Raw genomic sequence first — 12,178 nt, 5'->3', positions numbered from 1 at the left:
TCGCGTCCCGCAGCCCCGCCACATCCGTCGCCGCCGCCAGCTCCTGCAGCAGCGCGAGCGTCTCGTCGGTGATCAGATGCTTGGAATAGTCGATGCGCAGGTCGCCCACGCGTACGACGTACCGCTCCGCGCGCCCGGGGTCCGCGGAGAACAGCTCGCGCAGAGAGGGCTGCCCCTCGGCGCGGTGGTCCTCCAGGGCGATCCACTCCGGGCGCCGCGTCAGCTTGGGGGAGTCAGACATGGGTGGGGGTCTCCTTGCCGGCCTCGCCGCGCAGGGCGATGGCGTACATCTCGTCGGCGTCGAGGCGCCGCAGCTCCTCGGCGATCAGTTCGGAGGTCTGTCGCACCTTCAGGGCGAGGGTGCGCGAGGGCTGGCCGGGCAGCGACAGCGTGGCCAGCGGGCCCTCGGGACGGTCGATGACGATCTCGCCGTGCTGCGTGCCCAGCTTCACGGCGGTGACGACGGGACCGGCCGTGACCACCCGGTCGACCCGCACGCCCAGGCGTGCCTCCAGCCAGCGGGCGAGCAGCTCGGCGCTGGGGTTGTCCGCCTCGCTCTCCACGGCGGCCGAGGTGATCTGCTCGCGGGCCTGGTCCAGGGCGGCGGCCAGCATCGAACGCCACGGGGTCAGCCGTGTCCAGGCGAGGTCGGTGTCGCCCGGGGCGTAGGACCGCACGCGGCTCTCCAGCGCCTGGAGCGGCCGCTCGACCGCGTACATGTCGGTGATCCGGCGCTGCGCCAGCGCGCCCAGGGGGTCCTTCGCGGGCACGTCGGGGGCGTCCACCGGCCACCAGACGACCACGGGGGCGTCCGGCAGCAGCAGCGGCAGCACGACGGAGTCGGCGTGGTCGGACACCTCGCCGTAGGTGCGCAGCACGACGGTCTCGCCGGTGCCCGCGTCGGCGCCCACCCGGACCTCGGCGTCCAGCCGGGAGGCGGTGCGGTCGCGCGGGGTGCGGGCGTGCCGCTTGATGACGACCAGGGTGCGCGCGGGGTGCTCGTGCGAGGCGTGCTCGGCCGCCTTGATGGCGTCGTAGGCGTTCTCCTCGTCCGTGACGATGACCATCGTCAGGACCATGCCCACGGCAGGGGTGCCGATGGCTCGGCGACCCTGCACCAACGCCTTGTTGATCTTGCTTGCCGTGGTGTCGGTCAGGTCGATCTTCATGGCCTGCGCCAGCTCCGTCCGTCTCGTGCGAGCATCTCGTCGGCTTCCCCGGGGCCCCAGCTGCCCGACGCGTACTGCGCCGGCCGGCCGTTCGTCGCCCAGTGCTCCTCGATCGGGTCGAGGATCTTCCAGGACTCTTCCACTTCCTGGTGACGGGGGAACAGGTTGGCGTCCCCGAGGAGGACGTCCAGGATGAGGCGCTCGTAGGCTTCCGGGCTGGACTCGGTGAACGACTCGCCGTAGGCGAAGTCCATCGTCACGTCCCGGATCTCCATCGAGGTGCCCGGCACCTTGGAGCCGAAGCGGACCGTCATGCCCTCGTCCGGCTGCACCCGGATGACGATGGCGTTCTGGCCGAGCTCCTCGGTGGCGGTGGAGTCGAAGGGGGAGTGCGGGGCGCGCTGGAAGACGACCGCGATCTCGGTCACCCGGCGGCCCAGCCGCTTGCCGGTGCGCAGGTAGAACGGCACGCCCGCCCAGCGGCGGTTGTCGATGTTCAGCTTGATCGCCGCGTAGGTGTCGGTGGCGGAGGCCGGGTCGATGCCGTCCTCCTGGAGGTAGCCGCGCACCTTCTCGCCGCCCTGCCAGCCCTGCGCGTACTGGCCGCGCACGGTGTGCCGGTCCAGGTCCTGCGGCACCTTCACGGCCTTGAGGACCTTGAGCTTCTCGGTGAGCAGCGAGCCCGCGTCGAAGGAGGCCGGCTCCTCCATCGCGGTGAGCGCCATCAGCTGGAGCAGATGGTTCTGGATGACGTCACGCGCCGAGCCGATGCCGTCGTAGTAGCCGGCGCGGCCGCCGATGCCGATGTCCTCTGCCATGGTGATCTGCACATGGTCGACGTACGACCGGTTCCAGATCGGCTCGAACATCGTGTTGGCGAAGCGCAGCGCCAGGATGTTCTGGACCGTCTCCTTGCCCAGGTAGTGGTCGATGCGGAAGACCTGCTCCGGGTCGAACACGTCGTGCACGATCGCGTTCAGCTCGTGCGCGCTCCTCAGGTCGCGCCCGAAGGGCTTCTCGATGACCGCGCGCCGCCAGGAGCCCTCCGGGGCGTCCGCCAGCCTGTGCCTCTTCAGCTGCTGGACGACCTTCGGGAAGAACTTCGGCGGCACGGAGAGGTAGAACGCGTAGTTGCCGCTGGTGCCGCGGACCGCGTCGAGCTGCTCGACCGTGTCGTGGAGCGTCTTGAACGCCGTGTCGTCGTCGAAGTCGCCCGGGATGAACCGCATGCCCTCCGCGAGCTGCTGCCAGACCTCCTCCCGGAAGGGGGTGCGGGCGTGCTCGCGCACGGCGCTGTGGACGACCTGCGCGAAGTCCTGGTCCTCCCAGTCGCGGCGGGCGAAGCCCACCAGGGAGAAGCCCGGCGGCAGCAGACCGCGGTTGGCCAGGTCGTAGACGGCCGGCATCAGCTTCTTGCGGGACAGGTCGCCGGTGACGCCGAAGATGACGAGCCCTGAGGGGCCCGCGATCCGGGGGAGCCGGCGGTCGCGTGCGTCCCGCAGCGGGTTGGACCAGTCCGCAGGCCGGGACGGCAGGCCCAGGGCCGCCGGCACCGCCTCGGTCACCTGTTCGGGACTCTCCTTGCTCATTCCCCGTCAACTCCCTTGCTCATAAGGGACTTCGTCACGGTGTCCAGCAGGTCCTGCCAGGCCACCTCGAACTTGGCAATGCCCTCGGCCTCCAGCCCGGCCACGACCTCGTCGTAGGAGATGCCGAGCCGCTCGACGGCCGCCAGGTCCGCCCGGGCCTGGGCGTAGCCGCCGGTCACGGTGTCGCCGGTGATCCGGCCGTGGTCGGCGGTCGCGTTCAGCGTGGCCTCCGGCATGGTGTTGACCGTGCCCGGCGCCACCAGCTCGTCGACGTACAGGGTGTCCTTGTACGCCGGGTCCTTCACGCCGGTGGACGCCCACAGCGGGCGCTGCTTGTTGGCGCCGGTGCCGGCCAGGGCCAGCCAGCGGTCACCGGCGAAGACCTCCTCGTACGCCTCGTAGGCCAGCCGGGCATTGGCCAGCGCCGCCCGGCCCTTGAGCGCCAGGGCCTCGTCGGTGCCCAGCGCGGACAGGCGGCTGTCGATCTCGGTGTCGACGCGCGACACGAAGAAAGAGGCCACGGACTGGATGCTAGACAGATCGAGGCCCGCGGCCTGCGCCTTCTCCAGCCCGGCGATGTAGGCGTCCATGACCTCGCGGTAGCGCTCCAGCGAGAAAATCAAGGTCACATTGACGCTGATGCCCTGGGACACCACCTCGGTGACGGCCGGAAGGCCCGCCTTCGTCGCCGGGATCTTGATCATGACATTGGGGCGATCCACCAGCCAGGCCAGCTGCCTGGCCTCGGCGATCGTGGCCCCGGTGGCGTGCGCCAGCCGGGGGTCGACCTCGATGGAGACCCTGCCGTCCCGGCCGCCCGTGGCCTCGTGCACCGGCCGCAGGACGTCGGCGGCGGCCCGTACGTCGGCGGTGGTCATCATCCGCACGGCCTCTTCGGTCGTGACCCCCCGCACGGCCAGATCGGCGAGCTGTTCCTCGTAGCCCTCGCCGGAGCCGATGGCGGCCTGGAAGATGGACGGGTTGGTGGTCACGCCCACGACGTGCTTCGTCCCGACCAGCGAGGCGAGGCCGCCGGTCGTGATCCGCCTGCGCGACAGGTCGTCCAGCCAGATGGAGACACCCTCGTCGGAGAGGCGCTTCAGGGCTCCCGCGGCGGCGGTTGCTTCGGTCATTTCGCGATCATCTTCTTTCTGGCGGTCGGACCAACCGCGCGCGGCGGCCGGCGATTCCCGGGCCGCTGCGGCGACGTTCTCGGCGGTGAGGCCGTACTCGGCGGGCAGGGGCTGTGTGCCGGCGGAGGCGCCGGGGCGGTCGAGGGGGACGATGCGTCCTGCGTCACCTACCAACCGGTACCCCGCCGGGCCGATCCCGGTCCCCACCGCGCCGCGGGCTCGCACGGACGGCGGAAGGCCCCGGCCGCGGCAGACGCGCGGCTGCTCCCCGGACCATTCCACGGGCGGCCGTTCCACGGGCGGCCGCTCCTCGGACGGCAGGGACACCGCCCGCGCCGGCCTCCCGGCGGCCCGGAGCGGCTCGCGCGTCCCGGCGGGGAGGCGCGCATCGGCCCCGGTCGCGCTCAGCACGGCCTGCGGGTGCCCGCCCTCGGCCCCGGCAGGCGGCCGGGGGAGGGCACGAACCGGTCGTGGCCGGTCCGGTCCGGGTCCGCCGGGGCATGACGCGTCACCTTCTGAAAAGTCGTGTACGCGGCCGGGGCCGGGCCTGCCGCGGTGCCGGGGCGGCCGCTGCCCGCCTTCCGCACGGCATCGGGCGCCGCAGGACAGGCCGTGTCGACGGCGTGCCGGTCGCGTCCGGTCCGCTCGAAGCCGCCGGGTGGCTGCGTGCTCATCTTCAAGAAGTCCTCTGAAAGCGCGGGATTGCCGGTCGGACGCGTTAGACCTTAAAAGTCTGACTTTTAGGAGGCCAGGTCGGCGTGTGTCAGCCTTTGGTGAAAGTGGGACATCACCCGTACGGACGAGGCGGCACGGATACGACATGGCGGACAGAACCACCCCCCGTCGGGCGGGGACGGGCGACGGCGACGGCATCAGGACCATCGCCTTCCCCGCCGACCGCGGTGTCTGCGGCGTCGGCATGCAGGTCGGCCCGATGGGCGCCGGCCGCGCCTGGCACGCCGACGCACCGCTGGGCAAGGTCCACCGCATCGACTTCCACATGGTGATGCTGTTCTCCGCAGGTCCCGTCCGGCACATGATCGACTTCGCCGAGTACGAGGCCCGGCCGGGCGAGCTGCTGTGGATCCGCCCGGGCCAGGTGCATCGCTTCCCGGCCGACGCCGAGTACCGCGGCACCGTGCTGACCATGCAGCCCGGCTTCCTGCCCCGCACCACCGTCGAGGCCGCCGGGCTCTACCGCTACGACCTGCCGCCCCTGCTCAGGCCGGACGCCGCCGGGCTGGCCGGCCTCACGGCCTCCCTGGAGCAGCTGCGCCGCGAGTACGAGGACACGAGCCTTCCGCCCGGTCCGCACACGGCCGTCCTGCGCCATTCCCTGACCGCGTTCCTGCTGCGGCTCGCGCATCTCGCGGCCAGCTCCGCCGAGGCCGAGCGGCGCCGCTCCGACACCACGTTCACCCTCTTCCGGGACGCGGTCGAGCAGGGCTTCGCCCTCAACCACAGCGTCAGCGCCTACGCCGACGCCCTCGCCATCTCCCGCCGCACCCTGGTCCGCGCGGTCCGCGCCGCCACCGGCGAGACACCCAAGGGCTTCATCGACAAGCGGGTCGTCCTGGAGGCCAAGCGCCTGCTCGCCCACACCGACCTGCCCATCGGCCGGGTCGGCGCGGCGGTCGGCTTCCCCGACGCGGCGAACTTCTCCAAGTTCTTCCACCAGCACACGGACATCAACCCGGCGGCCTTCCGCGCGGAACTCCGCTAGCGCGGCCCGGCCGCCGCCCGGAACATGCCGACGCCCCGAAGGCCCGGGAGAGGGCGGGCCTTCGGGGCGGTCGAGGAGAGGGGCTCAGCGGCCGAAGCTGAACCAGTTGACGTTCACGAAGTCGGCCGGCTGGCCGCTGGTGAAGGTCAGGTACACGTCGTGGGTGCCCGTCACGCCGCTGATGTTCGCCGGGACCGTCCGCCACGACTGCCAGCCGCCGGTGCTGCCCACCGCGAAGCTGCCGATCGGTGTGCTGGTGCGGCTGTCCAGGCGCACCTCGACCAGACCGCTCACCCCGGCGGCCGCGCCGCTCGCCACCCGGCCGTTGAACTGCCTGGCCGCGCTGGATCCGAAGTTCACGCCCCGGTAGAGCGCCCAGTCGCCGTTCGCCAGCGCACCGATGTTCTGGCCGCCGCCCGAGTCCGAGGTGCCCTCGGTCATCACACCGGACTGGGCGTCGTGGGACTCGGCCTGGACGGCGGAGTAGGCGTCGCGGTTGCCGGTCGGCGGCGGTGTGGTGCCGCCCCCGCCGGACGACAGCACCTGCACGTAGTCGACGACCATGGAGTACCCGGGCACGGTGCCCGCGTCCGGGCCGCCGCCGAACGCCGCGGGGAAGCCGCCGCCCATGGCCACGTTCAGGATGACGAAGTAGCCGTGGTTCGTGGCGTTCGCCCAGGTGGTCGCGTCGACCTGATTGGCCCTGACCGTGTGGTAGTTGGTGCCGTCGACGTAGAAACGGACCTCCTCGGGGCTGGTCGAGCGGTCCCACTCCATGCGGTAGGTGTGGAAGCCCGCCTGGCAGCTCGTGCCGGGACAGCTTCTCGAACCGCCGATGCCGGTCGTCTCGTTGCAGGGGCCGCCCGGGCTGGTGCCGCAGTGCATCGTGGCCCATACGGTGTTCAGGCCCTGGACGTTCTCCATGATGTCCAGCTCGCCGACACCGGGCCAGTTCCAGTAGTTGCCCCGGAACGGCGCGCCCAGCATCCAGAACGCCGGCCAGTAGCCCTTGGCCGCGGCGCCCGTCACGTTCGGCATCTGGACGCGCGCCTCGACGCGCAGCTTGCCGCCGGACGGGGGCTGGAAGTCGGTGCGGTTGGTCTCGATGCGGCCCGAGGTCCAGTTGCCGGACGCGTCACGGCGCGGGGTGATGCGCAGGTTGCCGCTGCCGTCGAGCGCCACGTTGCTGGTGCTGGACGTCATCGTCTCGACCTCGCCGGTGCCCCAGTTGGCGGGGCCGCCCGGGTAGGAGGTGCCGGTGGCGTAGCGCCAGTTGCCGGTGTTGACGCCCGACCCGGCCGGCCCGTCGAAGTCGTCGGCGAAGACCTGGGTCCAGCCGGAGGGAGGCGTCGGCGCGTCGGCGCTCGCTGTGGTGGCGGTCGTGGCGGCGGCCGCGGCGAGCGCGAGCGTGCCGACGGCGGCGATCAGGGCCCGCCGTAGCGGGCGGGGTCTGGAGATGCCTGAGGTGCGGCTCATGTGGGGGTGCCTCTCGGGGAACGGATGCGGGGGAGCCTTGCGGACGCTGTTCGGAGCTCCGATTGAGAGCGCTCTCAAGGGTGCGCCCAATGTCCCGTCGGCTGTCGTCGCCGTCAAGAGGTGAAGCAGGTAAATCCCATGGTTCGCGGGCGAGTTCATGACGTGAAGCGGGACAAGCGGTGCGGGCCGCCCACCGGGGACCGGCGAACGGGCCGCCCACCGGGGATCGGTGGGCGGCCCGTGCTCCGGGGGCCGGTGAGCGGCCCGCGCGCCGGGGGAGCGGCCCGTGTTCCGGGGGCCGGTGGGCGGCCCGCGCGCGCCGGGACGGTCCGGCTCAGTGATGCACCAGCTCCCGCTCCGCCGGTGTCTCCTCGCGCAGCCCGATCCGGTCGTGCACCCGGCGCAGCGGGCGCGGGGCCCACCAGGCACGCCGCCCCAGGAGGGCCATCGTCGCCGGGACGAGCAGCATGCGCACGACCGTGGCGTCGATCAGCACCGCCAGGGTCAGCCCGAGACCGATCTGCAGGATCGGGGAGAAGCCCCCGGTCATGAAGGCGCCGAACACCACCGCCAGCAGCAGCGCGGCGCAGGTGACCACCCGGCCGGACCGGCGCAGACCCGTGACCACGGCCTCCGCTTCGCCGGCGCCCTGCTCCCGCGCCTCACGCATCCGGGCCAGGATGAACAGCTCGTAGTCCATCGCGAGACCGAACGCGATCGCGACGATCAGCGGCGGCGCGGTCAGGCTCAGCGCGCCGAGCCCCTCGGCACCCAGCAGCCCCGCCCCGTGACCGTCCTGGAACACCCACACCACCACACCGAGCGCCGCCCCCAGACTGAGCAGGGTCGTGGCGATCGTGCGCAGCGGCAGCAGCACCGAGCCGGTGAACGCGAACAGCAGGACGAAGATCCCGGCCAGCACCGTCAGCGCGGCCCATGGAGCACGGTCGGCGAGCATCTGCCGGAAGTCGACCAGCCGGGCCGCCGTCCCGGTCACCTCCACCGGCTCCGCCCCGCGCATCCGGCGCACCTCGCGCACCAGACCGGTGGCCGCGTCGCCGTCCACGCTCCCGGCCACCGGCAGCGAGACCACGGTGGCACCGCCCGGCAGCTCCCGCGCCGTCGCACCGGGGTGCAGCGCGCGCACCCGGTCGGCCGTCGCCGGGTCGGTGCCGGGCCGCAGCACCACCGTGACCGGGTCGACGCCGCTGCCCGGCGGGAAGTGCGCCCCGACGGTGTCGTACAGCTGCCGGGCCTCGGAGCTCGCGGGCAGCTGCGTGGCGTCGCCGACGGCGATCCGCATCCCCGTCACGGGCAGCGCCAGCACCAGCAGGGCGGGGACCACGACGGCGAGGACGGCGACCCTGCGGCGCGCGGCGAAGCGGGCCACCCGTGCGAAGAACCGGCCCTCCTCCTCGTCCGGCCGCTCCTTCGCCGGAGAGATCCGCCCGCCGAACCGGGCCAGCAGCGCCGGCAGCAGGGTGACCGCGGCCAGCATGTCGAGCACCACCACCGCGGCCACGGCCAGACCCATGCTGCGCAGGAACACGCTGGGGAAGACCAGCAGCCCCGTCAGGCTGACCGCGACCGTCAGCCCGGAGAACAGCACCGTACGGCCCGCCCGTTCGACCGTGCGGCGCACGGCGAGGGCCACGTCGTCGGTGTGCCGCCGTTCCTCGCGGAAGCGGACCAGCATCAGCAGCGCGTAGTCGACCGCGAGGCCGAGCCCCAGCATCGTCGTCACCTGGATGGCGAACACCGAGATGTCGGTGATCTCGCTGAACACGAACAGCGCCAGGAACGCCCCCGCGATGCCGCTCACCGCGATCACCAGCGGCAGCGCGGCCGCGCGCAGCCCGCCGAACACCACCAGCAGCAGCACCAGCACGACCGGCAGGGAGATCAGCTCGGCGTTGCGCACGTCCTCCTGGGCCCGTTCGCCGAGCTGCTGCCCCAGCAGCGGGCCGCCGCTGACGTGCACCTCGGGTGCGTCGATCTGCTGGAGCCGGGCCACGGCCGCGTCCACCGCGGCCTCCTCGGCGTCGTCGTCGAGGCCGCCCTCCAGGGTGACGGGGACGATCAGGGCCCGTCCGTCCTCGGAGGTCAGACCCCGGGTGGTGTAGGGGTCCGGCACCGCGGCGACCCCGGCGACGTCCCGCACGTCGGCGACGGCCCGTCCCACCTGGGCCCGCAGGTCCGGGTCCGCGACGGGCACCCCCTCCACGACCGCGGTCAGGGACTCCCCGGCGGGGTCGGCGCGGTCGAGGTACCGGGCGGCGTGCTCCGACTCGGTGCCCGGTACCTCGGGCACGTTGTCGGACAGTCGTCCGAAGACGCCCGTGCCCAGCCCGAAGCCGAGCAGCAGGAACAAGGTCCACAACAGGATGACGGTCAGCGGGCGGCGGGTCGCCGCCCGGGCGAGCGTGGCGAGCACGGCCCCTCCCGAGTTCGTCCGTTGGCTTTGTCCCAGACTCCCGCCGGACGGGGTACGGGCGGATCGCCGGAGGGAGCGGTTCGCGGGCCTCCGTCGCACGGGGGAGAAGGCGGCCCGGATCACTCGTACGGGGGAGGGGCGAGGGAGTGAGGGAGGGGAAGGACGGAGGGAATCCGGGCACGGGCCCGGTCGTTGAGCCGGTGGATGCCGTGATCACGAAGGAGTGTCATGTCCGACGAACCCGCCGTCCGTGAACTGCGTCTGGTCGTCACCGCCGACGACTACGAGGCCGCCGTGCACTTCTACCGGGACGTCCTCGGGCTGCCCGAACGCGCCGCCTTCTCCTCGCCGGACGGCCGGGTCACCGTCCTGGAGGCGGGCCGGGCCACCCTGGAGCTCACCGACCCCGGCCATGCCGCGTTCATCGACGACGTCGAGGTCGGCCGCCGGGTCGCCGGACACGTCCGGGTCGCCTTCGAGGTCGGTGACTCCGCCGCCGTCACCGCCGAACTGGCCGCGGCCGGGGCCGAGGTGGTCGCCCGGCCGACCCGCACCCCCTGGAACTCCCTCAACGCCCGCCTGGAGGCACCCGCCGGCCTCCAGCTGACCCTGTTCGAGGAACTGGGCGGAGAGGGCTGGGGCCCTTCTGGCGGAGATCCGTCAGACAGGCCCTAGGAGTTGCCCGGCGTGACCAGGCCCGTCTCGTAGGCGGAGATCACCGCCTGCACCCGGTCGCGCAGGCCCAGCTTCGACAGCACGTTGCTGACATGGGTCTTGACGGTGTGTTCGCTGACGAACAGCGTCGTCGCGATCTCGGCGTTGGTCAGCCCGCGGGCCAGCAGCCGCAGTGTCTCCACCTCGCGCGCGGTGAGCGCGTCCAGCGTGCTCGGGGTGACCTCGGAGGCGGCCTCGGCCCTGCGGCGGCGCACCAGGTCGGCGACCAGCCGGCGCGTCACCGCCGGCGCCAGCAGCGAGTCCCCGGCCGCGACGACCCGCACGGCGTGCACCAGGTCGTCCCGGCGCACGTCCTTCAGCAGGAAGCCGCTCGCCCCCGCGCACAGCGCGTCGTACACGTACTCGTCGAGGTCGAAGGTGGTCAGCATGACCACCTTGCAGTCCGACTCGGCGCACACCCGCCGCGCCGCCTCCAGTCCGTCCATGACGGGCATGCGGATGTCCAGCAGCAGCACGTCCGGCTCATGGCGGCGCACCGCCGCGACGGCCTCGGCGCCGTCGCCCGCCTCGGCGACCACCTCGATGTCGGGCTGCGCCTCCAGGATCATGCTGAAGCCGCTGCGGACCAGTTCCTGGTCGTCGGCGACGACCACCCGGACGCTCACGCCGACGCCGTCCGGTCCGCGGCCACCGGCAGCCGTACGACGACCCGGAAGCCCCCGTCCGGGCCGCGCCCGGCCCGTGCCTCGCCCCCGCAGGCGGCGGCCCGCTCCCGGATGCCGATCAGCCCGTGCCCGCTGTGCCCGCCGGGCGCATCGGCCGGGCCGCGCCCGTCGTCGGTCACCCCGATGGTCAAGGCGTCCTCCGCCCAGTCGAGTTCGATCTCCGCGCAGGAAGCGTACGCGTGCTTGACGGTGTTGGTGAGGGCTTCCTGCACCACACGGTAGGCGGCGACCTCGGTGTCGCGGTGCAGCGGCCGCGGGACGCCGAGGGTGCGCAGTTCCACCCGCAGTCCCGCCGACTCCGCCACCTGGCGGACCAGCGCGGGCAGCGCCGCGACCCCGGGCTGCGGCAGCCGTTCGTCGCCCGTCACGGACTGCCCCTGCTTCAGCACGCCGAGGATGCGCCGCAGCTGCGTCATCGCGTCGCGCCCGGTCGCCGCGATCGCGTCGAACGCCGCCTCCGCCCGCGCCGGATCGCTGCGCACCACCACCGGGCCGGCCTCGGCCTGCACCACCATCAGGCTGACCGCGTGGGCGAGGATGTCGTGCATGTCCCTGGCGATCAGGGCCCGTTCCTGCGCCCGGGCCCGCTCGGTGTCCGCCGCCCGCTCCCGCTCCAGCCGCCGGGCCCGGTCCTCCAGCGCGGCCGTGTACGCGCGCTGGACCCGGGCCAGTACACCGACCGCGTACGCGCACACCACGCTCAGCAGATGGAACGCGTACTCGAAGGGCTGGGCGCCCTCCTTCAGCAGCACGGTGAGGAACACGCCGAGCAGCCAGCCCAGCAGCATGAACCGCCGTTCCCAGGGCGGACAGAGCGCGGCGACCGTGTACAGGACGACGAGCCCGCCGTAGATCACGGTCGGCGGCGGGGCGTGGTGGACCGCCATCGCGGTGGTGGCCGCCGACACCGCGCACGCCGTCGCGAAGGGGGCCCGGCGCCGCCACACCAGCGGTACCGCCGTCGCCGCGCCGAGCAGGAAGCCCTGCCAGGTCAGCCGGTCCTCTCCCTCGTCGGGGAAGATCCACTGAAGGGACGCGGCGAACAGCACCAGCGCGGCCAGGGCGCCGTCGACGGCGTACGGGTTCGCCGTGCGCAGCCGGGCGACGGCGGGGGTGATCCAGGACCGGGTGGACATGGGCGGCTCCTCGCGACAAGGACCGTTCCAGTATTCAGGCCGGTCAAGACAGGTGCCTCGCCGGTGAGAGGGATATGCGCCGAGGGCGCCTCCACGGGGGAGACGCCCTCGGGCCGTG

General features: G+C 72.9%; 10 protein-coding genes and 1 pseudogene. 2 read left to right on the top strand and 9 right to left on the bottom strand.

All coding sequences use genetic code 11. The annotated features are described in order from the left end of the window. The 5 genes and pseudogenes from ACIQGV_RS39085 to ACIQGV_RS39065 form a co-directional block, all read right to left on the bottom strand. Positions 1–241: pseudogene (locus ACIQGV_RS39085) on the bottom strand (glucose-6-phosphate isomerase); the annotation flags it as partial. Continuing rightward, entirely contained in the window at positions 234–1,169 is a 936-nt protein-coding gene (gene opcA, locus ACIQGV_RS39080; protein WP_402504108.1) for a glucose-6-phosphate dehydrogenase assembly protein OpcA, read from the bottom strand. The pseudogene ACIQGV_RS39085 and the gene opcA, both read right to left, overlap by 8 nt. Further along, complete coding sequence (gene zwf / locus ACIQGV_RS39075) at positions 1,166–2,758, bottom strand: glucose-6-phosphate dehydrogenase (RefSeq protein ID WP_402504106.1); 1,593 nt, start codon at positions 2,756–2,758, stop codon at positions 1,166–1,168. Before zwf ends, opcA begins: the two co-directional genes overlap by 4 nt. Further along, positions 2,755–3,891, bottom strand: coding sequence for a transaldolase (tal, locus tag ACIQGV_RS39070; protein ID WP_402504103.1), 1,137 nt, complete (start codon positions 3,889–3,891; stop codon positions 2,755–2,757). Before tal ends, zwf begins: the two co-directional genes overlap by 4 nt. Positions 3,892–4,295: 404 nt before the next feature. Continuing rightward, positions 4,296–4,565: a hypothetical protein gene (locus ACIQGV_RS39065; RefSeq protein ID WP_402504101.1), complete on the bottom strand. Its 270-nt coding sequence runs from the start codon at positions 4,563–4,565 to the stop codon at positions 4,296–4,298. A gap of 146 nt (positions 4,566–4,711) precedes the next feature. Between ACIQGV_RS39065 and ACIQGV_RS39060 the strand changes: the two genes are divergently transcribed. After that, positions 4,712–5,614, top strand: coding sequence for a helix-turn-helix domain-containing protein (locus tag ACIQGV_RS39060; RefSeq protein ID WP_402504098.1), 903 nt, complete (start codon positions 4,712–4,714; stop codon positions 5,612–5,614). 84 nt (positions 5,615–5,698) lie between these two features. On the opposite strand, the gene ACIQGV_RS39055 is transcribed toward ACIQGV_RS39060, so the two are convergent. Together ACIQGV_RS39055 and ACIQGV_RS39050 are read right to left on the bottom strand one after the other, a co-directional pair. Then, complete coding sequence (locus ACIQGV_RS39055; protein WP_402504095.1) at positions 5,699–7,090, bottom strand: glycoside hydrolase family 16 protein; 1,392 nt, start codon at positions 7,088–7,090, stop codon at positions 5,699–5,701. Positions 7,091–7,424: 334 nt separating this feature from the next. Further along, the gene (locus tag ACIQGV_RS39050; RefSeq protein WP_402504093.1) at positions 7,425–9,524 is read right to left on the bottom strand and encodes an MMPL family transporter; all 2,100 of its coding nucleotides are present in this window, start codon (positions 9,522–9,524) and stop codon (positions 7,425–7,427) included. A gap of 228 nt (positions 9,525–9,752) precedes the next feature. On the opposite strand from ACIQGV_RS39050, the gene ACIQGV_RS39045 reads away from it, so the two are divergent. Further along, positions 9,753–10,199, top strand: coding sequence for a VOC family protein (locus tag ACIQGV_RS39045; protein WP_402504090.1), 447 nt, complete (start codon positions 9,753–9,755; stop codon positions 10,197–10,199). Here ACIQGV_RS39045 and ACIQGV_RS39040 read toward each other — a convergent pair. Both ACIQGV_RS39040 and ACIQGV_RS39035 read right to left on the bottom strand, forming a co-directional pair. Next, on the bottom strand, positions 10,196–10,864 hold the full coding sequence (locus tag ACIQGV_RS39040; RefSeq protein ID WP_402504087.1) for a response regulator: 669 nt from the start codon (positions 10,862–10,864) through the stop codon (positions 10,196–10,198). The two genes, ACIQGV_RS39045 and ACIQGV_RS39040, sit on opposite strands and share 4 nt — an antisense overlap. Then, on the bottom strand, positions 10,861–12,060 hold the full coding sequence (locus ACIQGV_RS39035) for a sensor histidine kinase (protein ID WP_402504084.1): 1,200 nt from the start codon (positions 12,058–12,060) through the stop codon (positions 10,861–10,863). Before ACIQGV_RS39035 ends, ACIQGV_RS39040 begins: the two co-directional genes overlap by 4 nt. Between the last annotated feature and the right edge of the window lie 118 nt (positions 12,061–12,178).

Source organism: Streptomyces sp. NPDC093094 (assembly GCF_044754345.1).
GTDB lineage: Bacteria > Actinomycetota > Actinomycetes > Streptomycetales > Streptomycetaceae > Streptomyces.
Note: the sequence above shows the minus strand (reverse complement) of the source record. Positions and strands in the feature narration are given on the sequence as shown.